Here is a 22,122-nt window from a genome sequence, read left to right on the forward strand (position 1 = left end):
CCTCCCGGTCGAAACGGGTTCGACCGAGAAATAGCTCGGTTATAAAGCCGGTGACGGAGAATTGACGGCGTTCTGTCTTTCCGGCGACTTGACCGGGGTCGGTGCAGTTTGTGTGCCAGCCCGCTTCAATGCCGCATCGGGTTTTGCATTGGCGGTGCCGGTACCGGTCAGGCTGCGCCGGACATCAAGGTTGCGCGACACCACGAGCACTACCCGCCGGTTGCGCGCGCGCCCTTCGGCGGTGGCGTTGTTGGCCACCGGCTGGAACTCGCCATACCCCACCGAGGCCAGGCGTCCGGGATTGACGCCCTGCATGGCAAGCATGCGCACGATGCTCGCCGAACGGGCTGACGACAGCTCCCAGTTGGTCGGGTACTGCGCGGTGCGGATCGGCTGGTCATCGGTGAAACCTTCGACGTGGATCGGGTTGTCGAACGGTTTCAGGATCGCCGCGACCTTATCGATGATATTGAACGCCATGTCGCTGGGCATCGCGTCGCCGCTACCGAACAGCAGGCTGGAGTTGAGCTCGATCTCGACCCACAACTCATTGCCGCGCACGGTCATCTGGTTGGAGCTGATCAGGTCGCCGAACGCCGCGCTGATGTCGTCGGCAATGCTTTTCAACGGATCGCTGCCACCGGCAATGCCAGCATCGACCTGCTCGCTGTCCTTGACCAACGGCTTGGCCGGGGTCGTCGTCTTCGGGCGTTCGTCGCCGATGGGAATCGGCTTGAGAGCACGGTCCGAATCAGTGAAAACGCCAATCAACGCTTCGGAAATGACCTTGTACTTGCCCTCGTTGACCGAGGAGATCGAATACATGACCACAAAAAAAGCGAACAGCAACGTGATGAAGTCGGCGTAGGAAACCAGCCAGCGTTCATGGTTGACGTGTTCTTCACGATGTCTGCGACGTGCCATGTTCCATGTCTCCCATCAGTCCATGAAGCCTTGAAGCTTCAATTCGATGGAGCGCGGGTTTTCACCTTCGGCGATCGACAGGATCCCTTCCAGCAGCATTTCGCGGTAGCGCGACTGGCGCATGGCGATGGACTTGAGCTTGGCCGCGATCGGCAGCAGCACCAGGTTGGCGCTCGCCACACCATAGATGGTAGCGACGAAGGCCACGGCAATGCCGCTGCCCAGCTGCGACGGGTCGGCCAGGTTGCCCATCACATGGATCAGGCCCATCACCGCACCGATGATGCCGATGGTCGGCGCATAGCCGCCCATGCTTTCGAAGACTTTCGCCGCTTCGATGTCGCGACTTTCCTGGGTGTAGAAATCCACCTCCAGGATGCTGCGGATCGCTTCCGGCTCGGCGCCGTCGACCAGCAACTGCAGACCCTTGCGCGAGTAGCTGTCGGGTTCGGCGTCGGCCACCCCTTCCAGACCCAGCAGACCTTCCTTGCGGGCGGTCAGGCTCCAGTTCACCACGCGGTCGATGCCGCCGGCCAGGTCGACCCGCGGCGGGAACAGAATCCACACCAATACCTGCATGGCGCGCTTGAAGGCGCTCATCGGCGACTGCAACAGCGCAGCGCCTACGGTGCCACCGATCACGATCAACGCGGCCGGGCCGTTGGCCAACGCGCCGAGATGACCGCCTTCCAGGTAATTGCCACCAATGATGGCGACGAACGCCATGATGATGCCGATCAGGCTGAGCACGTCCATTACAGGCACGCCTCGACCAGATGTTTACCCATGTCGTCCAGGCTGTAGACCGCGTCGGCCAGGTCGGCCTTGACGATTGCCATGGGCATGCCATAGATCACGCAACTGGCCTCGTCCTGGGCCCAGATCGCGCTGCCGCCCTGCTTGAGCAGGCGCGCGCCCTCGCGACCGTCGGCGCCCATGCCGGTGAGGACCACCGCCAGAACTTTGTCGCCGTAGGATTTCGCCGCGGAACCGAAGGTAATGTCCACGCAAGGCTTGTAGTTGAGACGCTCGTCACCTGGCAGGATTTTCACCGCGCCACGGCCGTCGATCATCATCTGCTTGCCACCCGGCGCCAACAGCGCCAGGCCCGGCCGCAGGATGTCGCCGTCCTCGGCTTCCTTGACGCTGATGCGGCAGAGTTTGTCCAGACGCTCGGCAAATGCCTTGGTAAATGCCGCGGGCATGTGCTGGATCAGCACGATGGGCGCCGGGAAATTCGCCGGCAGTTGGGTCAGGACCCGCTGCAGCGCCACCGGACCGCCGGTGGACGTACCGATGGCAACCAGTTTGTAGGCCTTGCGCTTGGGTGCTGGCGACGCTGCGCTGGCCGGTGCCGAGCGCGCCGGTGCAGGTGCCGGAGCACTGCGAACCGGGGCCGGATTGAAGCTGCTTGACGCGGATGCAGACGCGGGCGCGGACGTCGGCGCAACAACCGGCGCGGGCGCCGGTGCGCTGTAGGCACTGACCCGGCGATTGCTGCGGGAAATGCTGTGGACTTTCTCGCACAGCAACTGGCGGACCTTGTCCGGGTTGCGCGAGATGTCTTCGAAATTCTTCGGCAGGAAGTCGACCGCCCCGGCGTCCAGCGCATCGAGGGTGACACGGGCGCCTTCATGGGTCAGGGACGAGAACATCAATACCGGGGTCGGGCAGCGCTGCATGATATGCCGCACCGCCGTGATGCCGTCCATCATCGGCATCTCATAGTCCATGGTGATCACGTCCGGCTTGAGCGCCAGCGCCTGATCGATCGCCTCTTTGCCGTTGGTCGCCGTACCGACGACCTGAATGCTGGTGTCCGCCGAAAGAATTTCCGAGACGCGGCGGCGGAAGAACCCCGAATCGTCCACCACCAGGACTTTAACTACCATAAACACTCCGTTAGACGAGGCGCGGCGCCAGGCCGCACCCCTCCAGAATCAAATACGCCGGGCGGCGTAGCGCTTGAGCATGCTAGGCACATCGAGAATCAACGCGATGCGGCCGTCGCCGGTGATGGTGGCGCCGGACATGCCCGGGGTGCCTTGGAGCATCTTGCCCAACGGCTTGATGACCACTTCTTCCTGGCCCACCAGTTGGTCGACGACGAAGCCGATCCGCTGGGTGCCCACAGAAAGGATCACCACGTGGCCCTCGCCCTGCTCGACATGGGCGGCGGAGCTGACCAGCCAGCGCTTGAGGTAGAACAGCGGCAGCGCCTTGTCCCGCACGATGACCACTTCCTGGCCGTCGACCACGTTGGTGCGCGACAGGTCGAGGTGGAAGATCTCGTTGACGTTGACCAGCGGGAAGGCGAAGGCCTGGTTGCCCAGCATCACCATCAGGGTCGGCATGATCGCCAGGGTCAACGGGACCTTGATGACGATTTTCGAGCCCTGGCCCTTGGTCGAGTAGATGTTGATCGAGCCGTTGAGCTGGGAAATCTTGGTTTTCACCACGTCCATGCCCACGCCACGACCAGACACGTCGGAGATCTCGGTCTTGGTCGAGAAGCCCGGAGCGAAAATCAGATTGTAGCACTCGGTGTCGCTCAGGCGATCGGCCGCGTCCTTGTCCATCACGCCGCGTTTCACCGCGATCGCCCGGAGTACGTGCGGGTCCATGCCCTTGCCGTCGTCGGAGATCGACAGCAGGATGTGGTCGCCCTCCTGCTCGGCGGCCAGGATCACCTTGCCGCTGCGGACCTTGCCCGAGGCCTCGCGCTCTTCCGGCGACTCGATGCCATGGTCGACCGCGTTGCGAACCAAGTGGACCAGCGGGTCGGCCAGGGCCTCGACAAGGTTCTTGTCGAGGTCGGTCTCTTCACCCACCAGCTCCAGGTTGATTTCTTTCTTGAGCTGGCGAGCCAGGTCACGAACCAGGCGCGGGAAGCGCCCGAAGACTTTCTTGATCGGCTGCATCCGGGTCTTCATGACCGCGGTCTGCAGGTCAGCCGTGACCACGTCGAGGTTCGACACGGCCTTGGACATCGCTTCGTCCTGGCTGTTGAGGCCCAGGCGCACCAGGCGGTTACGCACCAGCACCAGTTCGCCGACCATGTTCATGATTTCGTCCAGGCGCGCGGTGTCGACCCGAACGGTGGTCTCGGCTTCGCTGGCCGGTTTCTCCGCAGGCGGCGCAGACGGCGCACGGGCTGGTGCCGGCGCTGCGGCGGCGGCAGGCTTGGGTGTCTCGGCCTTCGGCTCCGGTGCCTTGGCAGCGGGCTTGGGCGCGGCCTTGGCGGCCGGCGCAGCAGTGGCGGCGGCAGGCGCGGCGGTGGCCGTGCCGACTTCGCTGAACTTGCCCTTGCCGTGCAATTCGTCGAGCAGGGATTCGAATTCGTGGTCGCTGATCAGGTCGCCACCGGCGGCGGCCGCGGTTGGCTTGGCCGGGGCTGGCGCAGCAGCGATGGCCGAATCCAGCGCATCGACGGCAAAGGTGCCCTTGCCGTGCAACTGGTCGAGCAATGCTTCGAATTCGTCGTCGGTGATGTCGGAGTTATCCCCCGCAGCCTTTGGCGCGGCCGGGGCCGCCGGGGCGGCAACGGCATCAGGAGCGAACTGGCCCTTGCCGTGGAGCTGGTCGAGCAACGACTCGAACTCGGCGTCGGTGATTTCATCACCGCCGGCGGCAGCGGCTGGCGCAGCGGTTGCGGCGGGTGCGGCCGGAGCCTCGGCCTGTGCCTTGACGGCACTCAGCGAGTCCAGCAGCGATTCAAATTCGTGATCGGTAATGTCACCCGATTCCTCGGCAACCGGCTCTTCAGCCACAGCCTCGGCAACCGGCGCGGCTTCGTCAGCCGACTGCGGCTCGGCCAGCCGCGCCAACGCAGCGAGCAGCTCAGGCGTGGCGGGGGTGATCGGCGAACGCTCGCGCACTTCGCTGAACATGCTGTTGACCGCATCCAGCGCTTCGAGCACGACGTCCATCAATTCCGAGTCAACGCGACGCTCACCCTTGCGCAGGATGTCGAACACGTTTTCGGCAATGTGGCAGCACTCCACCAGCTCATTGAGCTGGAGGAAGCCGGCGCCTCCTTTTACAGTGTGGAAACCGCGAAAAATTGCATTGAGCAGATCCGCATCATCAGGTCGGCTTTCCAGCTCGACCAGCTGTTCGGACAGTTGCTCTAGAATCTCGCCGGCCTCAACCAGGAAATCCTGAAGGATCTCTTCATCGGCGCCGAAGCTCATTAATGGCTGCTCCTAAAATAGGGCTAAAACTCAAAATCCAAGGCTGGACAGCAAATCGTCCACATCGTCCTGACCGGACACAACGTCTTCTCTTTTATCGGCATGAATCTGCGGACCTTCACCCTGAGAGAGATGTTTTTGTGGATCTTTTTCAGCAAGCATCGCCTCACGGTCGTGTTCGATGCCGGCAAAGCGATCGACCTGGCTAGCCATGAGCACCAGTTTGAGCAAATTGCTTTCCACTTCGGTGACCAACTGGGTCACGCGCTTGATCACCTGGCCAGTCAGGTCCTGGTAGTCCTGGGCCAGCAGGATGTCATTGAGATTGCTCGCCACGGCGCGGTTTTCGCTGCTGCTGCGCGTCAGGAAACCGTCGACCCGACGGGCCAGCTCGCGAAACTCCTCGGCACCGACTTCGCGACGCATGAAGCGCCCCCAATCGGTACTCAACGCCTGGGCTTCCTCGCTCAGGCCGTTGACCAGCGGAGTAGCGCTTTCCACCAGGTCCATGGTGCGGTTGGCCGCGGCTTCGGTCAGCTTGACCACATACCCCAGGCGCTCGGTGGCGTCGGTGATCTGCGAGACTTCCTCGGCCTGTGGCATGTTCGGATCGATCTGGAAATTGACAATCGCGCTGTGCAGTTCACGGGTGAGCTTGCCGACTTCCTGGTACAGACCGCGGTCACGGGTCTGGTTGAGCTCATGAATCATTTGAACCGCGTCACCGAAGCGGCCCTTTTCAAGGCTGTCGACCAGTTCGCGGGCATGTTTTTTCAGGGTCGATTCGAAATCGCCCATTGAAGATTCGTTGTCCATAGCTCCCCCGTGGCGCCGTTAACCGATGCGTTCGAAGATTTTTTCGATCTTCTCTTTCAACGCCTGGGCCGTGAAGGGTTTGACCACATAGCCGTTTACACCGGCCTGGGCCGCTTCGATGATCTGCTCGCGCTTGGCTTCGGCGGTGACCATCAGCACCGGCAGGTGCTTGAGTTTTTCATCGGCGCGCACGTGGCGCAGCAAGTCGATACCGGTCATGCCGGGCATGTTCCAGTCAGTCACCAGAAAGTCGATGCTCCCGCTGTTGAGGACTGGAATGGCAGTGGTGCCATCGTCAGCCTCGACCGTGTTGGTGAACCCGAGGTCACGCAACAGGTTTTTTATGATCCGCCGCATCGTTGAGAAGTCATCAACGATGAGGATTTTCATGTTCTTGTCCAATTCGACCTCCAAGCAGTCTTAAACGCGCCCAGCACCTGGACGCGCCATTTCAATCAATCCGGCACAACACTCGACAACTGTATGGAGTCCCACGGATGGAGACTGGCCCGGCACATGCCATGCCAGCCCCGCTCGCAGCGTCCCCACACTGCCTGTCAGCGCGCTCGCCACTCCCCCAAACGCCCCCGCAAGCGGGCCGCGCACTGGCTGTGTAACTGGCTGACCCGCGATTCGCTGACCCCCAGGACCTCACCGATTTCCTTGAGGTTCAGCTCTTCGTCGTAGTACAGCGCCAAGACCAGTCGCTCACGCTCCGGCAAATTGGCAATCGCATCCGCCAGCGCGCTCTGGAAACGTTCGTCTTCCAGGTCACGCGACGGCTCCATGTGAGCACTCGCATTGTCCTCGTGCAGCCCTTCGTGCTCGCCGTCCTGCAAAAGGTCGTCGAAACTGAACAGGCGGCTGCCCAAGGTATCGTTCAAAATCCCGTAATAATCATCGAGACTCAACTGGAGTTCGGCCGCAACTTCGTGATCTTTAGCGTCACGCCCGGTTTTAGCTTCAATCGCACGGATCGCGTCACTGACCATACGGGTATTGCGGTGCACCGAACGCGGCGCCCAGTCGCCCTTGCGGACTTCATCGAGCATCGCTCCGCGAATCCGGATACCGGCATACGTCTCGAAACTGGCGCCCTTGCTCGCGTCGTATTTGTTCGACACTTCGAGCAGGCCGATCATACCCGCCTGGATCAAGTCTTCGACCTGAACACTGGCCGGCAAGCGTGCCAGCAAGTGATAGGCGATGCGCTTGACCAACGGCGCATAACGCTCGATCAGTTCGTACTGGGCGTCCCGTGCCGATTTTTTGTAGAGATGGTTGTAACCGCTGGCTGTCATAACACGGGCCCTGCCGTTTGTTGCACGAGACGCTCGACGAAAAATTCCAGATGCCCGCGAGGGTTGGCCGGCAGCGGCCAGGTATCGACCTTCTGGGCGATAGCCTTGAACGCCAGCGCGCATTTGGAACGTGGAAAAGCTTCATAGACGGCACGTTGCTTCTGGACAGCCTTGCGTACGCTTTCGTCGTAAGGCACTGCGCCGACATATTGTAGGGCGACGTCCAGGAAGCGATCCGTGACCTTCGTCAACTTGGCGAACAGGTTGCGTCCTTCCTGCGGACTCTGGGCCATGTTGGCCAGGACGCGGAAGCGGTTCATGCCATAGTCGCGGTTGAGCAGTTTGATCAGGGCGTAGGCATCGGTGATGGAGGTCGGTTCGTCGCAGACCACCAGCAGGACCTCCTGGGCGGCGCGGACAAAACTGACCACCGAGTCACCGATACCGGCGGCCGTGTCGATCACCAGCACATCGAGGTTGTCGCCGATGTCGCTGAAAGCCTGGATCAGGCCGGCGTGCTGCGCCGGGGTCAGGTGAACCATGCTCTGGGTACCGGAGGCGGCCGGCACGATGCGAATCCCGCCAGGTCCCTGCAGGAGCACGTCGCGCAGTTCGCAGCGGCCCTCGATCACGTCCGCCAGCGTGCGCTTGGGGGTGAGCCCCAGCAGCACGTCGACGTTCGCCAGGCCCAGGTCGGCGTCCAGCAGCATGACCCGTCGGCCAAGCTCTGCCAGAGCCAGGGACAAGTTCACTGACACGTTAGTCTTCCCGACGCCACCTTTGCCGCCGGTCACCGCGATCACCTGTACGGGATGCATGCTGCCCATGTTCGTTCTTTACCTTGTCTTACTTAGACGGAGGCCACATTACTGGCTGCGCGTTCGCATACGGAACAATGCATGGCAGACCATCGATGTAGGTACAAAAAATATTCATGATTACCTCAGCCGACCTGCTTGGTCGGGCTGTGGTAGATGTCAGCGAACATGTCAGCCATGGCTTCGTCGCTGGGTTCTTCCTGCATTTGCACACTCACGGCACGACTGACCAGTTGATGACGGCGCGGCAGATGCAAATCATCCGGGATCCGCGGCCCGTCGGTCAGGTAGGCCACCGGTAGTTCATGACCGATCGCCAGGCTCAACACCTCGCCCAGGCTTGCCGTTTCGTCCAGCTTGGTCAGGATGCAACCGGCCAGCCCGCAGCGTTTGTAGCTGTGGTATGCGGCGGTTAGAACCTGTTTCTGGCTGGTGGTTGCCAACACGAGATAATTTTTTGACTTGATGCCACGCCCGGCCAGGCTTTCCAGCTGCATGCGCAGGGCCGGATCGCTGGCTTGCAGGCCGGCGGTGTCGATCAGCACGACGCGCTTGCGCAGCAGTGGTTCCAGCGCCTGGGCCAGCGATTGGCCCGGATCAACATGGGTCACCGACACGTTGAGGATCCGGCCCAGGGTCTTGAGTTGCTCCTGGGCGCCGATGCGGAAACTGTCCATGCTCACCAGGGCGATACTCTGGGCGCCGTATTTGAGTACATAACGGGCGGCGAGCTTGGCCAGGGTGGTGGTCTTGCCCATGCCGGCCGGGCCGACCATGGCAATCACCCCGCCCTCTTCCAGCGGCTCGACTTCCGGCGTGGCGATCATCCGCGCCAGGTGCGCCAACAGCATGCGCCAAGCCTGGCGAGGTTCTTCGATATCGTTGACCAGTGCCAGCAGGTCGCGGGACAACGGGCCGGACAAGCCGATGCGTTGCAGGCGACGCCACAGGTTGGCCTGGGCCGGACGGCTGCCTTGCAGCTGGTTCCAGGCCAACGAGCCAAGCTGGACTTCCATCAGCTCACGCAGGCTGTTGAGTTCAAAGCGCATCGAGTCCAGGGCACGTGGGTCGACACCCGCGGCTGGCGCGGCTGGCGCCGGTGCCGGACGACGCGGCTCGGCCTGGGCTGGCTCGATCAGCGGTTCGGCAGCGGTCAGCGGCAGGCCGGCCGTCAGTGGCTGGCCGGCGAACAATTGACGATTGGTCCCCGCGCTGCCTTCGCCTTCGCTGCTGCGCAGGCTCAGTTCGGCCTGGGCGCTGGCGATGCGCGACTGGGTCTTGCGCAGCTCATCCTCAAGCTCCATGTTCGGAACCCGCGGGGCCAGCGCCGACAATTTGTAATCCAGGGCAGCCGTCAGCTCGACACCGCCGGCGATCCGGCGATTACCGATGATGGCTGCTTCAGCGCCCAGCTCGTCACGTACCAGCTTCATGGCCTGACGCATATCGGCGGCAAAAAAACGCTTCACTTGCATAAACCACTACCTCAGCCGTTGGGCCCTACTGTCGCAACGATGGTCACTTGCTTGTTGTCCGGTATTTCCTGGTACGCCAGCACATGCAGCCCCGGGACCGCGAGGCGACCGAACCGCGAGAGCATCGCGCGAATCGGACCGGCCACCAGCAGGATCACCGGTTGGCCTTGCATCTCTTGCCGCTGGGCTGCTTCGATCAACGAACGCTGCAGCTTCTCGGCCATGCTTGGCTCCAGCAGAACACCCTCTTCCGAGCCTTGTCCTGCCTTCTGCAGACTATTGAGCAATATCTGTTCCAACCTTGGCTCCAGAGTGATCACAGGCAGCTCAGACTCAGTGCCTACAATGCTTTGGACGATTGCGCGGGATACGCCGACCCGCACCGCAGCGACCAACGCGGCGGTATCTTGACTCTTCGAAGCGTTGTTGGCGATGGCTTCGGCGATACTGCGAATGTCGCGCACCGGGACCTGTTCGGCCAACAGCGCCTGCAACACCTTGAGCAACTGCGACAGCGACACCACGCCCGGCACCAGCTCCTCGGCCAGTTTTGGCGAGCCTTTGGCCAGTACTTGCAGCAATTGCTGGACTTCCTCGTGGCCGATCAGCTCGCTGGAGTGCTTATACAAAATCTGGTTCAAGTGGGTCGCCACCACGGTGCTGGCGTCTACCACGGTATAACCGAGCGATTGCGCCTGGGCCCGCTGGCTGATTTCGATCCACACCGCTTCCAGGCCGAAAGCCGGATCCTTGGCGGTAATACCGTTGAGCGAACCGTAGACCTGTCCTGGGTTGATCGCCAGCTCGCGGTCAGGATAGATCTCGGCTTCGGCCAGGATCACGCCCATGAGCGTCAGGCGATAGGCGCTTGGGGCCAGATCGAGGTTGTCGCGGATATGCACGGTGGGCATCAGGAAGCCCAGGTCCTGGGACAGCTTCTTGCGCACGCCCTTGATCCGGGCCAGCAGTTGACCACCCTGGTTGCGGTCGACCAGTGGGATCAGGCGGTAGCCGACTTCCAGGCCGATCATGTCGATCGGCGTCACATCGTCCCAACCCAACTCCTTGGTTTCCATGGCCCGCGCCGGCGATGGCAGCAGTTCCTGCTGACGCTTGACCTCTTCCAGCGCCTGGACCTTTTGCCCGTTCTGCTTTTTCCAGAACAGGTAGGCGCCACCGGCAGCCAGGGCAGCCATGCTCAGGAACGACACGTGGGGCATGCCCGGCACGATACCCATCACCGCCATCAGGCCGGCCGCCACGGCCAGGGCCTTGGGCGAAGCGAACATCTGGCGATTGATCTGCTTGCCCATGTCTTCGGAGCCCGAAGCACGGGTCACCATGATCGCGGCAGCTGTGGATAACAACAGTGATGGCAATTGCGCCACCAAACCGTCACCGATGGTCAGCAAGGCGTAAACCCTGCCAGCATCACCGAACGTCATACCATGCTGGAAGATACCGACGGCCATCCCGCCGATGAGGTTGATGAACAGGATCAGCAGGCCGGCGATGGCGTCGCCACGCACGAACTTGCTCGCACCGTCCATGGAACCGTAGAACTCGGCCTCCTGAGCCACGTCAAGACGACGAGCCTTGGCCTGGTTCTGATCGATCAGGCCGGCGTTGAGGTCGGCGTCGATCGCCATCTGCTTGCCGGGCATCGCATCGAGGGTGAAACGCGCGCTCACCTCGGAAATCCGCCCGGCACCCTTGGTCACCACAACGAAGTTGATGATCATCAGGATGGCGAAAACCACGATACCGACCACGTAGTTACCGCCGATCACCACTTCACCGAAGGCCTGGATCACCTTACCGGCGGCAGCGTGGCCGTCCTGGCCGTGGAGCATGACCACGCGAGTGGACGCCACGTTCAGCGCCAGGCGCATCAGCGTGGCGACCAGCAGGATGGTTGGAAACACCGCGAAATCCAGCGGCCGCAGAGCGTATACGCAGACCAGCAGTACCACGATGGACAGCGCAATGTTGAACGTGAAGAACACGTCGAGCAGGAACGGCGGTATCGGCAGCATCATCATGGCGAGCATGACCAGCAGCAACAGCGGCACACCCAGATTCCCCCGGCTGAGGTCGGCTACGTTGCTGCGTGCGGTGCTGAATAACTGAGAGCGATCCACCAATATTCCCCGTTCCTGTGAAGCAAACTTTTGACGCCCGGAGGGGGCGCAGACGGGGTATTGCAAGAAGCTTTCCAACTTTTGCAAAAGCTTGAAATAGAAAGGCCGAAGCGACTTCAACCCTGTGGGAGCGAGCCTGCTCGCGAATGCGGTTTGTCAGTCGGCGCCTGTATCGACTGGATCACCGCAATCGCGAGCAGGCTCGCTCCCACAGGGTGATGCGGTTCACTTGAGAAGAAGGGTACCCGTGGCGAGGGAGCTTGCTCCCGCTCGGCTGCGAAGCAGTCGCAAACCGGCGGGTGCGGCGTGTCTGATGCCCCGCATCTGGCGGGTTTTGGGGCCGCTTCGCGGCCCAGCGGGAGCAAGCTCCCTCGCCACGGGTTTGTCGATGCCCTAAGGGAATAGCATCGGCTGAATCAGGAGTCACGCCGCAAATCCGGCGGGATCGGCAGGTCCTTGAGCGGTTCGGGACGCTTGCCCTTGCCGGCGCGGTGCTGGCGGATCTGGTAGACGTAGGCCAGCACCTGGGCCACAGCCAGGTACAGACCTCCGGGAATTTCCTGATCGAGTTCGGTGGAGTAGTAGATCGAGCGCGCCAGCGCCGGCGATTCGAGCAGCATCACTTCGTTGGCAACGGCGATTTCGCGGATTTTCAACGCCAGGAAATCACTACCCTTGGCCAGCAGCACCGGCGCATTGCCTTTTTCAGGATCGTATTTGAGCGCCACCGCATAGTGGGTCGGGTTGGTAATGACCACGTCGGCGTCGGGAATCGCCGCCATCATGCGCCGCTGGGAGACCTCGCGCTGCAATTGGCGAATCCGCTGCTTGACCTCCGGCTTGCCCTCCGAGTCCTTGTGCTCGTCGCGCACTTCCTGCTTGGTCATCATCAGCTTCTGCTTGCTCTGATAGAGCTGGATCGGCACATCGATGGCAGCGATCAGGATCAGGCCGCAAGACATCCACAACGTGCTCCATCCCACCAGCTGCACGCTATGAATGATGGCCTGTTCCAGCGGTTGATGGGCGATGCGCAGCAGATCGTCGATGTCGCCCTCCAGCACCACCAACGCGACGGACAGGACCAGCAGGAACTTGCCAAAAGCCTTGAGCAGCTCCACCAGCGCCGTGGTGGAAAACATGCGCTTGATGCCGGCGGCCGGGTTCATCCGACTGAACTTGGGTGCCAGGCTGCCGGCGGCGAAGAGCCATCCACCCAGGGAAATCGGGCCGATGAATGCCGCCAACAATAAAAAAATCAGCACGGGCTGAATCGCCAGAAGCGCGATCTTGCCCGAATGCAGCAGGTACTGCGTCATGGCGCCAGGGGTCAGCAATACTTCCCGAGGCAAGGAAAAATTCAGGCGCATGATTTCCAGCAGTTCCAGCGCCAGCCCGCCGCCATAGATCAGTAAGCCGCCAGCGCCGGCAAGCATGATCGCCAGGGTGTTGAGCTCCTTGGAGCGGGCGATCTCGCCTTTCTCGCGGGACTCCCTGGTGCGTTTCTCCGTGGGGTCTTCTGTCTTGTCCTGACCGCTTTCGCTCTCAGCCATGGTTCAGCGCGCCTGTGCCATGTCGCGTAGCAGCTGCAAGGCCTGGGTGGCCAACGGCTGATACTGGTTGAGAATATCCCCCAGGCTGACCCAGAAGATCACCATGCCCAGCACCAGCGTGAGGGGGAAGCCGATGGAAAAAATGTTCAGTTGCGGCGCCGCGCGGGTCATCACGCCAAAAGCGATGTTGACCACCAGCAGCGCGGTAATGGCTGGCAATACCAGCAGCATCGCCGCCCCCAGGACCCAGCCGAGCTTGCCGGCGATGTCCCAGAAATGATTGACCAGCATCGCACTGCCCACCGGCATTGTGGTGAAGCTCTCGGTGAGCACTTCAAACACCACCAGATGCCCGTTCATGGCGAGGAACAGCAACGTCACCAGCATCGTCAGGAACTGCCCGATGACCGCGGTGTTGACGCCGTTGGTGGGGTCGATCATGGAGGCGAACGCCATGCCCATCTGGATCGAAATGATTTGCCCGGCCACCACGAACGCCTGGAAGAACAGCTGCAGTGAAAACCCCAGCAGGACACCAATGAGGATCTGCTCGGCCACCAGCATCAGCGCACTGAGGTCAAGGGCATTGACCGGCGGCATCGGCGGCAGTCCGGGCGCGATGACCACGGTGATTGCCACGGCCAGGTACAGGCGCACACGGCCTGGCACCAGGGTCGTGCCGAAGACCGGCATGCTCATCAGCACGGCGGTGACGCGAAACAGCGGCAGGATAAACGACGCCACCCAGCTGCTGATCTGGGTGTCCGTCAGTTCGAGCATCGACATCGGGTCAGCCGATCAACTGGGGAATACTGCCGTACAGCTGCAGGATGTATTCCATGAAGGTTTGCACCAGCCACGGGCCGGCGACGATCAGCGTCACCAGCATCACCAGCAGGCGCGGCAGGAAGCTCAGGGTCTGTTCGTTGATCTGCGTGGCGGCCTGGAACATCGCCACCAGCAAGCCCACCAGCAGGCTCGGAATTACCAGGATGGCAACCATCATGGTGGTCAGCCAGAGTGCTTCGCGGAACAGGTCTACCGCTACTTCAGGCGTCATATCGTGCTACCCGCGCAATTGGTCTAAACACCGCCGAAACTGCCCGCCAGCGTACCGATGATCAAGGCCCAGCCATCCACCAGCACGAACAGCATGATCTTGAACGGCAATGAAATGATCAGCGGCGACAGCATCATCATACCCATCGCCATGAGGATACTGGCGACCACCAGGTCAATGATCAGGAACGGGATGAAGATCATGAAACCGATCTGGAACGCCGTTTTCAGCTCGGACGTCACGAACGCTGGCACCAGGATGGTCAATGGGGCCTGGTCGGGGCTGGCGATGTCGGTGCGCTTGGACAGGCGCATGAACAGCTCCAGGTCGCTGCTGCGAGTCTGGGCGAGCATGAAATCCTTGATCGGCACCTGGGCCCTGGCCACCGCGTCCTGGGCGCTGAGGGTTTCGGCCAGGTAGGGTTGCAGCGCATCACGGTTCACCCGGTCGAAGACTGGCGCCATGATGAACATGGTCAGGAACAACGCCATGCCCGTGAGTATCTGGTTCGACGGCGTCTGCTGCAAACCCAGGGCCTGGCGCAGGATCGAAAAGACAATGATGATCCGGGTGAAACTGGTCATCAGCATGACGAACGCCGGGATGAAACTCAGCGCGGTCATGATCAGCAGGATCTGCAGGCTGACCGAATACTCCTGAGCCCCTTCGGCGTTGGTGCCCAACGTGATCGCCGGAATCGACAACGGGTCGGCGGCAAACGCCAACGGTGCAGCCAGCAACAGGGCCAGCGCCAACAGAATGCGCAACGGCATTACTTTTTATCCTTCTGATCTTTACCCAGCAGTTCCATGAGCCGCTGGGCAAATTCGGGGGTGGCCTGCTCGGTGGCGGGCACCTGCACCGGCTCCTTGAGAACGTGCAAAGCGGTGATCGTGCCAGGGCTCAGGCCGAGCAGGATCTGCTCGTTGCCAACTTGCACCAGCACCAGCCGATCCCGCGGGCCGAGCGCGCGGGAACTGATGATGTCGATGACCTGGCCTTTGCCGGCAGGCCCCGCCTGTTGCACGCGCCGCAGCATCCACGCGAGGAAAAAAATCAACCCGAGCACCACGAGCAGGCCCAGCACCAACTGCGCCAATTGCCCGGCCATGCTGCCGCCACTTGCCGGCGCAACCGCCGCCGTGGCCGCGGGCTCGGCCGCCAGCACGCTGAACGGCAGCATCAAGGCTGCGGCGAGAAAGCCTTTCATTCAGCGCAGCTTCTTGATGCGTTCGCTCGGGCTGATCACGTCCGTCAGGCGAATGCCGAACTTCTCGTTGACCACCACCACTTCGCCATGGGCGATCAGGGTACCGTTGACCAGTACGTCCAGCGGTTCACCGGCCAGGCGATCCAGCTCGATCACCGAGCCCTGGTTGAGCTGCAACAGGTTGCGGATGTTGATGTCGGTGCTGCCCACTTCCATGGAAATCGACACCGGGATGTCGAGAATCACGTCCAGGTTCGGCCCGTCGAGGGTGACTTGCTCATTGCTTTTCGGCACGCTGCCAAACTCTTCCATCTGCATGCGATTGGAAGCGTGGTTGCCGGTATCGGCGGCCAGCAGCGCATCGATATCGGCCTGCCCGGCGTCGCCGGTTTCTTCCAGGGCCGCAGCCCATTCATCGGCCAGCGCCTGGTCATCCTGGGTATTCATATCGTCAGCCATCATGTTTCCTCGGCGGGCAAGAATCGGTAAAAAACTAGAAATCCGTTACAAACTTAAGCGATTGACAGCACTCAGCGGCGTTCGATCGGCTCGATCACTTGCAACGCGAGGTTGCCTTTGTGAGAGCCCATCTTGACCTTGAAGGCCGGCACGCCATTGGCGCGCATGATCATGTCTTCCGGCATCTCGACGGGGATGATGTCCCCCGGCTGCATATGCAGGATGTCCCGCAGGCGCAGCTGGCGCCGGGCAACCGTCGCGCCGATCGGCACGTCGACGTCCAGCACGTCCTGGCGCAACGCATTGATCCAGCGCTCGTCCTGGTCGTCGAGGTCCGACTGGAAACCGGCGTCGAGCATTTCGCGCACCGGCTCGATCATCGAGTACGGCATGGTCACGTGCAGGTCGCCGCCGCCACCGTCGAGTTCGATGTGGAAAGTCGACACGACAATGGCTTCGCTCGGACCGACGATGTTGGCCATGGCCGGGTTCACTTCCGAGTTGATGTACTCGAAGTTGACTTCCATGATCGCCTGCCAGGCTTCCTTCAAGTCGATGAAAGCCTGCTCCAGCACCATGCGCACGACGCGCAGCTCGGTCGGCGTGAATTCGCGGCCTTCGATCTTGGCGTGACGGCCGTCACCGCCGAAGAAGTTATCCACCAGCTTGAACACCAGCTTGGCGTCAAGGATGAACAGTGCAGTGCCGCGCAACGGCTTGATCTTCACCAGGTTGAGACTGGTGGGCACGTACAGCGAGTGCACATATTCGCCGAATTTCATCACCTGCACGCCACCAACGGCCACGTCGGCCGAACGGCGCAGCATGTTGAACATGCTGATGCGGGTGTATCGGGCAAAACGCTCGTTGATCATTTCCAGGGTCGGCATGCGTCCGCGAACGATGCGATCCTGGCTGGTCAGGTCGTAGCTTTTGACGCTGCCCGGTTCAGCAGCGTTTTCGGTCTGCACCAGGCCGTCGTCGACACCATGCAACAGCGCGTCGATTTCGTCCTGGGACAACAAGTCCTGCACGGCCATGTCGTGTTCCTACTGCAATACGAAGTTAGTGAAGAGCAACTGTTCGATCACCACTTTGCCAAGCTCTTTCTGAGCCACTTCCTGAACGCTGGCCGTGGCTTTCTGACGCAGCATTTCCTGGCCGACCGGAGTGGCCAGGGTGTCGAAACTCTGTCCAGAGAACAGCATCACCAGATTATTGCGAATCAGCGGCATGTGCACCCGCAACGCTTCCAGGTCAGCCTGGTTGCGGCCCAGCAGGGTGATGCTCACCTGCATGTAGCGCTGGCGACCGTTCTGGGTGTAGTTGGCCACAAATGCGGGAGCCATCGGCTCGAAAATCGCCGGCTGCTTGCCCACCGGCGCGGTTTCCACCACTTCTGCCGGTTTGCTTTGAGCGCTGTGCATGAAATACCAGGTCGCCCCCACGGAAACACCCATCGCCAGGAGCAAACCCACCACGATCATGATGATCAGCTTGAGTTTGCCTTTGGTTGCGGGGTCTTTTACAGCTGCTGCTTCACTCTTCGCCATGCCAATAATCCGTCGCTAATCGGGGGTTTCACTGTTGCACGGCTTGGCTGGAGCAAGTGTTATGCCAGAAGCGCAAGGAAAGCGTCAGATGCATTCTCCGGAACACCGCAAATGAATGTGGGAGCGGGCTTGCTCGCGAAGGCGATGCATCAGTCACATATCGTTAACTGACACACAGCCTTCGCGAGCAAGCCCGCTCCCACATTGGGTACCGCGTTGGATCAGGCGTAGTAGTCGACCGCGCTGGTGCCGATGACGCTGGTAGTGTTGGCCGCCACTTCGGCAACGCTGGCCGGCAACTCTTCGTCTACCGAATCCACTCGGCCACCAGAGGAAGAGCTCGTGCGACCAGCCTGGGCCTGCTGCTGGGCTTGCTGTTCCTGACCCTGGGAGCCACGTGACTGATCCGACACGCTGACGTCGACCTGGCCCATACCCTGCTGGGCAAAGCTGTCGCGCAGGCGATGCATCTGGCCTTCGAGGGCTTCACGGACGCCTGAATGGGCGCTCATGAACGTGACCTGGGTCTGCTGGTCGGGGACCATGTTCACGCGAATATCCAGGCGCCCGAGCTCGGCCGGCTGCAGTTGGATATCAGCCGCCTTGAGATTGACGCTCGACAGGTACATCACCCGGTTGACCACTTCTTCGGTCCAGCCGCTCTGGTTCATGGCGATGGGCTGGTTGACCGGGACCGCGTTGGCGGTTTTTGGCGTAGCCGCCTGGGTCAATGCCGCCAGGCGGTTGGCGAAATCATCTACCCGCGTGTCGCTGGAGGCTGCGGTCAGATCCTTGAGGCCTTCGTTGAGCAAGCCACCGAACGCCTTCTCACCGCCCTGGCTGCCAGGACTGGTACTGTCCTGGTCGGCTTGTACATTGAGCATGCTCGCCATGCCGGCCGCGAAGGTCTGGGCCGACGTCGGCTCGCCATCGACGGACGCTGGCGCCGTTGCCTTGGGCTGCGCCTGGCTGGAAGCGGACACATGGCCGCTCTGCTCCATCGCCAGACGCAACGCCGGCAGGGCGTCAAGCGGATCGGCCTGGGGGTCGAATTCCGGATCGGTCACCGGGGCCGACGTGGCCGAAGCCACCACGGGCGCCGCGACTGCCGCGACGACTGGCGCCTCGGTTGTGTCAACCACAGGCGCGGGCAGCGCCTCGGCAACGACTTCAGGCACGATGACCCCGGGCAGCAAGGCCGGGTCGAGTGTCGGATCGACTGGGGCGGCGTCGGCTACAGGCGTCTCGGCCGTATCGCTATCGTCCTGCGTGGGCTTGTCGTCGGCCGTGGCCGGCTTGTCGGCGGGCAAGGGTTTGCCGCTATCGGCAACCGCCGGCTCAGGAGCGGCAGCCGTGTCGCTGCCTGCATCCTTTTTGACGGTGTTGTCGGAGGCCTTGTCGCGCACCGGCTTAATCGCCGGTTCAAGGGCCGTCGAGGGTTTGACGGGGGCCTGCTTGGCGAAGACCTGGGCGAAACTGGAGGCTTTATTCCCGGCGTCCGGGCCAGCTGCCAACGAATTGACGGTGGCCTGCGGCTTGGCCTGGGTAACGGCCTGAAGGAGTGTATTAGGCGTAACGGGCATGAAATGGTCTCCGCTGCACTGGGATCTTTGATGCAGTCGAGACAGGACAATGCAAGGGATGGGCCAACGCGCCGAACAACAACTTTTTAACAGTGAAAGCCTTCGCGCTCTTCCTTGCAAAGCTTTCGAACGTAGGTAAATTCGCTGTTGATCTCGCTGACCAGTTTCTCGATTCCACCCAGCGAGGGCTGCTTGGCGCGTTGTTCCAGCTCGCCGCACAGTTCAGCCAGGCGGATGGCGCCCATATTGCTGCTACTGCCCTTGAAACTGTGAGCGGTGGCGCTCAATTGCTCCGCATCCCTGGCCTCAAGCAACACACGCAGGCGTGCCTCGGAATCGTTGAGGAACGTATCCAGCAATTCCGGATACCCTTCCTCCATGACTTCCTTCAACGTGCTGAGCACGTCCCGATCCAGATGAATCTCGCTCACTTGTTCGCTCCTTGATCAAGAATGGCCCCGATTATGCCAGAGCCTCCCAGAAAAACTCCACGCGCGCACTACGACCATCGTCGGACCAACTGGCCTCGTGGCATAGCTGGCGCACCAGGCTCACACCGCGCCCGGATAACCGGTCACGATCCACAGGCCGGGCCAGCACCCGGCTGACATCGAACCCCTGGCCGCTGTCCTCGACCTCAATGACCAGGCGCCCACCCTCCCCTTGGGGAGTCACGTGCAGATGCACGCGGATATGGCCGCTGTCCAGCTCATCCAGACGGATGCCGCGCTCCGTATAATAGCGGGCAAACCCCGCCGCATCACGCTTGAGACTCGAATCGAGCCCCAGTACGCCGTGTTCCAGCGCGTTGGAATAAAGCTCCGTCAGGACACTGTACAAGGCGCCACTCTGGCCCCTGAGCCCATGGACCTCAAGCAATAACTGCAACAGGTAAGGCATCGGGTTGAAGCGCTTGAGCGTCTGCGCACGGAACTCGAAGCTCACCGACCAGTCCAGCGGGCTCGACTGGCCGCTATCGGAATAGACCGGTGGTGGCGGGCTGAGTTGCGTCGGCGCGACCAGCCGCACCTCGACCATGCTGAAGTCGTCGCGGGCCTCGCCGCGAAAATCACCGAGGGCCTGCTGGATATCTTCGAATAGACGGTCGGGCTCGCGGTTGGCCGCAAACACCTGCTGCAACCTTTCCACGCCAAACGGCTGATCATCGCGGTCGCTGGCTTCGATGACGCCGTCAGACAACAGGAATACCCGGTCACCCACCGACATCGGATGCACTTCAGTGCGATCATCAAACAGTTGCGGCGTGAGCACGCCCAACGGCAAGTGCCGCGCCGGCAACGGTGTACGCACGCCGCTGAGGCTGTCATGCAGGTAACCATCGGGCATGCCGCCGTTCCAGACTTCGACGGTGCAGCGCTGGAAGCTCAGGCACAGCAGCGTTGCGCAACAGAACATGTCCACTGGCAGGATGCGCTTGAGCTTGGCATTCATTTCTCGCAGGATCTGCGCCAGGCCGTAGCCTTTCGCGGTCATCCCGTAGAACACTTCAGCCAGTGGCATCGCCCCGACCGCCGCCGGCAAGCCGTGGCCGGTAAAATCCCCAAGCAGGATGTGCATGTCACCAGCCGGGTTGAAGGCGGCCAGCAGCAGATCGCCATTGAACAAGGCATAGGGCGATTGCAGGTAACGGATATTCGGCGCGCTCAGGCAACCGGAGTGGGCAATCTTGTCGAACACCGCCTTGGCAACCCGCTGCTCGTTAAGCAGGTAGTCGTGGTGCCGGGCGATCTGGTCACGTTGTTCGACCACCGTGGCCTGCAACCGACGCAAGCGGTCCATGGCCTTGATCTTGGCGGCCAGGATCACTTGGTTATAGGGCTTGGCGAGGAAATCATCACCACCAGCCTCCAGGCAACGGGCCAGCCCTTCGCTTTCAGTCAACGAGGTGAGGAAAATGATCGGAACCAGTTGGTCCCCGGCCAGTTGCTTGATCTGCTGCGCGGCTTCGAAGCCATCCATGACGGGCATCATCGCGTCCATCAGCACCAGGTGCGGACGCTGCTCCCGGTAGACTTCAACCGCCTCGGCGCCATCCGCTGCGGTGAGCACCTGATGGCCTTGACGGCGGACGATGGTCGACAACAGCAGTCGGTCAGCGGCACTGTCTTCGGCAATCAGGATCGTCAGCGGCTCCGGCGACGATTGCATGGTAATCAACTGATATCGAACAACTTGTCGAAATTGGAAATCGCGAGGATTTTCTTGACGTCGCTGCTGCTGTTGACCACACGGATATCCGACTCGTCGCCACCGGCATGATCGCGTAACAGCAGGAGCATGCCCAAGGCAGAGCTGTCGAGGTAGGTGGCTTCTTTCAAATCCACCACGATGGACTCAGGCTTCGTATTGAGCTTTTCGTAAGACTCACGAAATTCCTGGTGCCGGCCAAAATCGAATCGACCTTTGATCGAGATCGTCAGCTTTTGCCCATCTGGGGACACTTCAGTTACGACAGACATATTCACTTCCTTGTCGTGGACATATGTGTACAAGGTGTAGCATCAGGTAGAGGTCTGAGCAAGGAATCAAACCCTCCAACCGACAGAATTCCGCTTTCATGTTCAATACGGATCATGGCGCGGCAGACGCTGAGACAGTTCATCAAGCAACTTCTGCTCGCGCTTGTCTTCCAGCTGCCGAGCTTCATCGATATAACGCTGTACAAGTTTGCGCAGCCCTTCGACCCGGGCGAAGGCTTCCTGCCAGCTCTGGCGAGCCTTTTCCAGGTTGTTCTGGTGCCAGACGAGGCTTTGGCGCTGCTGATCGATCGCGGTGCCCAGCTGTGCGAGGAACCCCTGGTAGCCCAACAGCCATTGCCCGGAAACGCCATGACTGCCACGGGCAATCCACTGCTCCTGGTATTCGAGACGAAAATTCTCCAGGTCGGCCAGCTTGCTCTCGGCCACGACCACTTGTCCCTGGAAATAAGCCAGCCGCTGAACGGCGGTCTTCTCGGCTTTTTCCGCCATGTCCACCACCGGCGCCAGGCGCGCCGCACGACTCGTGGCCATAGGC

At 61.4% G+C, this 22,122-nt stretch carries 23 protein-coding genes; all 23 read right to left on the reverse strand.

The window, feature by feature from the left end; translation table 11 throughout:
• Positions 1-39: 39 nt before the first annotated feature.
• Positions 40-924: a flagellar motor protein MotD gene (gene motD, locus M1E16_RS19580; protein ID WP_434572659.1), complete on the reverse strand. Its 885-nt coding sequence runs from the start codon at positions 922-924 to the stop codon at positions 40-42.
• Between the two features lie 15 nt (positions 925-939).
• The gene (locus M1E16_RS19585; RefSeq protein WP_434572657.1) at positions 940-1,680 is read right to left on the reverse strand and encodes a flagellar motor protein; all 741 of its coding nucleotides are present in this window, start codon (positions 1,678-1,680) and stop codon (positions 940-942) included.
• A complete protein-coding gene (locus tag M1E16_RS19590; RefSeq protein ID WP_458128175.1) occupies positions 1,680-2,816 on the reverse strand; it encodes a protein-glutamate methylesterase/protein-glutamine glutaminase in 1,137 nt (378 codons plus the stop codon). Before M1E16_RS19590 ends, M1E16_RS19585 begins: the two co-directional genes overlap by 1 nt.
• Before the next feature lie 48 nt (positions 2,817-2,864).
• On the reverse strand, positions 2,865-5,117 hold the full coding sequence (locus tag M1E16_RS19595; protein WP_458128176.1) for a chemotaxis protein CheA: 2,253 nt from the start codon (positions 5,115-5,117) through the stop codon (positions 2,865-2,867).
• 30 nt (positions 5,118-5,147) lie between these two features.
• The gene (locus tag M1E16_RS19600) at positions 5,148-5,933 is read right to left on the reverse strand and encodes a protein phosphatase CheZ (RefSeq protein WP_434629252.1); all 786 of its coding nucleotides are present in this window, start codon (positions 5,931-5,933) and stop codon (positions 5,148-5,150) included.
• Positions 5,934-5,951: 18 nt separating this feature from the next.
• On the reverse strand, positions 5,952-6,323 hold the full coding sequence (locus M1E16_RS19605; RefSeq protein WP_003183998.1) for a chemotaxis response regulator CheY: 372 nt from the start codon (positions 6,321-6,323) through the stop codon (positions 5,952-5,954).
• Between the two features lie 167 nt (positions 6,324-6,490).
• Positions 6,491-7,234 carry an RNA polymerase sigma factor FliA gene (gene fliA / locus M1E16_RS19610; RefSeq protein ID WP_014337177.1) on the reverse strand — a complete coding sequence of 248 codons (744 nt, stop codon included), beginning with the start codon at positions 7,232-7,234 and terminating at the stop codon, positions 6,491-6,493.
• Complete coding sequence (gene fleN / locus M1E16_RS19615) at positions 7,231-8,061, reverse strand: flagellar synthesis regulator FleN (RefSeq protein ID WP_003184001.1); 831 nt, start codon at positions 8,059-8,061, stop codon at positions 7,231-7,233. The genes fliA and fleN overlap by 4 nt, the downstream gene beginning before the upstream one ends.
• A 116-nt stretch (positions 8,062-8,177) precedes the next feature.
• Positions 8,178-9,527, reverse strand: coding sequence for a flagellar biosynthesis protein FlhF (flhF, locus tag M1E16_RS19620; protein ID WP_458128177.1), 1,350 nt, complete (start codon positions 9,525-9,527; stop codon positions 8,178-8,180).
• Positions 9,528-9,538: 11 nt separating this feature from the next.
• On the reverse strand, positions 9,539-11,668 hold the full coding sequence (gene flhA, locus M1E16_RS19625; RefSeq protein WP_434572646.1) for a flagellar biosynthesis protein FlhA: 2,130 nt from the start codon (positions 11,666-11,668) through the stop codon (positions 9,539-9,541).
• A 416-nt stretch (positions 11,669-12,084) separates the two neighbouring features.
• The gene (gene flhB / locus M1E16_RS19630) at positions 12,085-13,221 is read right to left on the reverse strand and encodes a flagellar biosynthesis protein FlhB (RefSeq protein ID WP_434697176.1); all 1,137 of its coding nucleotides are present in this window, start codon (positions 13,219-13,221) and stop codon (positions 12,085-12,087) included.
• A gap of 3 nt (positions 13,222-13,224) precedes the next feature.
• Positions 13,225-14,001: a flagellar biosynthetic protein FliR gene (fliR, locus tag M1E16_RS19635; protein ID WP_370871115.1), complete on the reverse strand. Its 777-nt coding sequence runs from the start codon at positions 13,999-14,001 to the stop codon at positions 13,225-13,227.
• A gap of 10 nt (positions 14,002-14,011) precedes the next feature.
• Positions 14,012-14,281 carry a flagellar biosynthesis protein FliQ gene (gene fliQ, locus M1E16_RS19640; protein ID WP_003184009.1) on the reverse strand — a complete coding sequence of 90 codons (270 nt, stop codon included), beginning with the start codon at positions 14,279-14,281 and terminating at the stop codon, positions 14,012-14,014.
• Between the two features lie 23 nt (positions 14,282-14,304).
• Positions 14,305-15,054, reverse strand: coding sequence for a flagellar type III secretion system pore protein FliP (gene fliP / locus M1E16_RS19645; protein ID WP_434572641.1), 750 nt, complete (start codon positions 15,052-15,054; stop codon positions 14,305-14,307).
• Entirely contained in the window at positions 15,054-15,491 is a 438-nt protein-coding gene (gene fliO / locus M1E16_RS19650; protein WP_305499621.1) for a flagellar biosynthetic protein FliO, read from the reverse strand. The genes fliP and fliO overlap by 1 nt, the downstream gene beginning before the upstream one ends.
• Positions 15,492-15,950: a flagellar motor switch protein FliN gene (gene fliN / locus M1E16_RS19655; protein WP_305499620.1), complete on the reverse strand. Its 459-nt coding sequence runs from the start codon at positions 15,948-15,950 to the stop codon at positions 15,492-15,494.
• A 71-nt stretch (positions 15,951-16,021) separates the two neighbouring features.
• Positions 16,022-16,990 (reverse strand): flagellar motor switch protein FliM, encoded by a 969-nt coding sequence (gene fliM, locus M1E16_RS19660; RefSeq protein ID WP_053120288.1) that lies wholly within the window; start codon positions 16,988-16,990, stop codon positions 16,022-16,024.
• A 9-nt stretch (positions 16,991-16,999) separates the two neighbouring features.
• Complete coding sequence (gene fliL / locus M1E16_RS19665) at positions 17,000-17,503, reverse strand: flagellar basal body-associated protein FliL (protein ID WP_434572638.1); 504 nt, start codon at positions 17,501-17,503, stop codon at positions 17,000-17,002.
• Positions 17,504-17,724: 221 nt separating this feature from the next.
• Positions 17,725-19,086 carry a flagellar hook-length control protein FliK gene (locus M1E16_RS19670; protein ID WP_458128178.1) on the reverse strand — a complete coding sequence of 454 codons (1,362 nt, stop codon included), beginning with the start codon at positions 19,084-19,086 and terminating at the stop codon, positions 17,725-17,727.
• Positions 19,087-19,172: 86 nt separating this feature from the next.
• Complete coding sequence (locus M1E16_RS19675; RefSeq protein WP_434572634.1) at positions 19,173-19,517, reverse strand: Hpt domain-containing protein; 345 nt, start codon at positions 19,515-19,517, stop codon at positions 19,173-19,175.
• Between the two features lie 31 nt (positions 19,518-19,548).
• Complete coding sequence (locus M1E16_RS19680; protein ID WP_458128179.1) at positions 19,549-21,255, reverse strand: ATP-binding SpoIIE family protein phosphatase; 1,707 nt, start codon at positions 21,253-21,255, stop codon at positions 19,549-19,551.
• 5 nt (positions 21,256-21,260) lie between these two features.
• Positions 21,261-21,566 carry an STAS domain-containing protein gene (locus M1E16_RS19685; protein WP_258648063.1) on the reverse strand — a complete coding sequence of 102 codons (306 nt, stop codon included), beginning with the start codon at positions 21,564-21,566 and terminating at the stop codon, positions 21,261-21,263.
• Positions 21,567-21,668: 102 nt separating this feature from the next.
• Complete coding sequence (gene fliJ, locus M1E16_RS19690; RefSeq protein ID WP_434629236.1) at positions 21,669-22,118, reverse strand: flagellar export protein FliJ; 450 nt, start codon at positions 22,116-22,118, stop codon at positions 21,669-21,671.
• Positions 22,119-22,122 lie beyond the last annotated feature (4 nt).

Source organism: Pseudomonas sp. Z2-11 (assembly GCF_054161305.1).

What these genes read in the sequence shown, in the direction of transcription:
- fliO (WP_305499621.1), bottom strand. Translation starts at nt 15,491, where the DNA reads ATGAAAGGCTTTCTCGCCGCAGCCTTGATGCTGCCGTTCAGCGTGCTG.
- fliQ (WP_003184009.1), bottom strand. Translation starts at nt 14,281, where the DNA reads ATGACGCCTGAAGTAGCGGTAGACCTGTTCCGCGAAGCACTCTGGCTG.
- fliL (WP_434572638.1), bottom strand. Translation starts at nt 17,503, where the DNA reads ATGGCGAAGAGTGAAGCAGCAGCTGTAAAAGACCCCGCAACCAAAGGC.
- M1E16_RS19680 (WP_458128179.1), bottom strand. Translation starts at nt 21,255, where the DNA reads ATGCAATCGTCGCCGGAGCCGCTGACGATCCTGATTGCCGAAGACAGT.
- flhF (WP_458128177.1), bottom strand. Translation starts at nt 9,527, where the DNA reads ATGCAAGTGAAGCGTTTTTTTGCCGCCGATATGCGTCAGGCCATGAAG.
- fliA (WP_014337177.1), bottom strand. Translation starts at nt 7,234, where the DNA reads ATGACAGCCAGCGGTTACAACCATCTCTACAAAAAATCGGCACGGGAC.
- M1E16_RS19600 (WP_434629252.1), bottom strand. Translation starts at nt 5,933, where the DNA reads ATGGACAACGAATCTTCAATGGGCGATTTCGAATCGACCCTGAAAAAA.
- fliM (WP_053120288.1), bottom strand. Translation starts at nt 16,990, where the DNA reads ATGGCCGTGCAGGACTTGTTGTCCCAGGACGAAATCGACGCGCTGTTG.
- M1E16_RS19605 (WP_003183998.1), bottom strand. Translation starts at nt 6,323, where the DNA reads ATGAAAATCCTCATCGTTGATGACTTCTCAACGATGCGGCGGATCATA.
- M1E16_RS19595 (WP_458128176.1), bottom strand. Translation starts at nt 5,117, where the DNA reads ATGAGCTTCGGCGCCGATGAAGAGATCCTTCAGGATTTCCTGGTTGAG.
- fliN (WP_305499620.1), bottom strand. Translation starts at nt 15,950, where the DNA reads ATGGCTGACGATATGAATACCCAGGATGACCAGGCGCTGGCCGATGAA.
- fliR (WP_370871115.1), bottom strand. Translation starts at nt 14,001, where the DNA reads ATGCTCGAACTGACGGACACCCAGATCAGCAGCTGGGTGGCGTCGTTT.
- fliP (WP_434572641.1), bottom strand. Translation starts at nt 15,054, where the DNA reads ATGCCGTTGCGCATTCTGTTGGCGCTGGCCCTGTTGCTGGCTGCACCG.
- M1E16_RS19590 (WP_458128175.1), bottom strand. Translation starts at nt 2,816, where the DNA reads ATGGTAGTTAAAGTCCTGGTGGTGGACGATTCGGGGTTCTTCCGCCGC.
- M1E16_RS19585 (WP_434572657.1), bottom strand. Translation starts at nt 1,680, where the DNA reads ATGGACGTGCTCAGCCTGATCGGCATCATCATGGCGTTCGTCGCCATC.
- fliJ (WP_434629236.1), bottom strand. Translation starts at nt 22,118, where the DNA reads ATGGCCACGAGTCGTGCGGCGCGCCTGGCGCCGGTGGTGGACATGGCG.
- motD (WP_434572659.1), bottom strand. Translation starts at nt 924, where the DNA reads ATGGCACGTCGCAGACATCGTGAAGAACACGTCAACCATGAACGCTGG.
- M1E16_RS19670 (WP_458128178.1), bottom strand. Translation starts at nt 19,086, where the DNA reads ATGCCCGTTACGCCTAATACACTCCTTCAGGCCGTTACCCAGGCCAAG.
- fleN (WP_003184001.1), bottom strand. Translation starts at nt 8,061, where the DNA reads ATGGGCAGCATGCATCCCGTACAGGTGATCGCGGTGACCGGCGGCAAA.
- M1E16_RS19685 (WP_258648063.1), bottom strand. Translation starts at nt 21,566, where the DNA reads ATGTCTGTCGTAACTGAAGTGTCCCCAGATGGGCAAAAGCTGACGATC.
- flhB (WP_434697176.1), bottom strand. Translation starts at nt 13,221, where the DNA reads ATGGCTGAGAGCGAAAGCGGTCAGGACAAGACAGAAGACCCCACGGAG.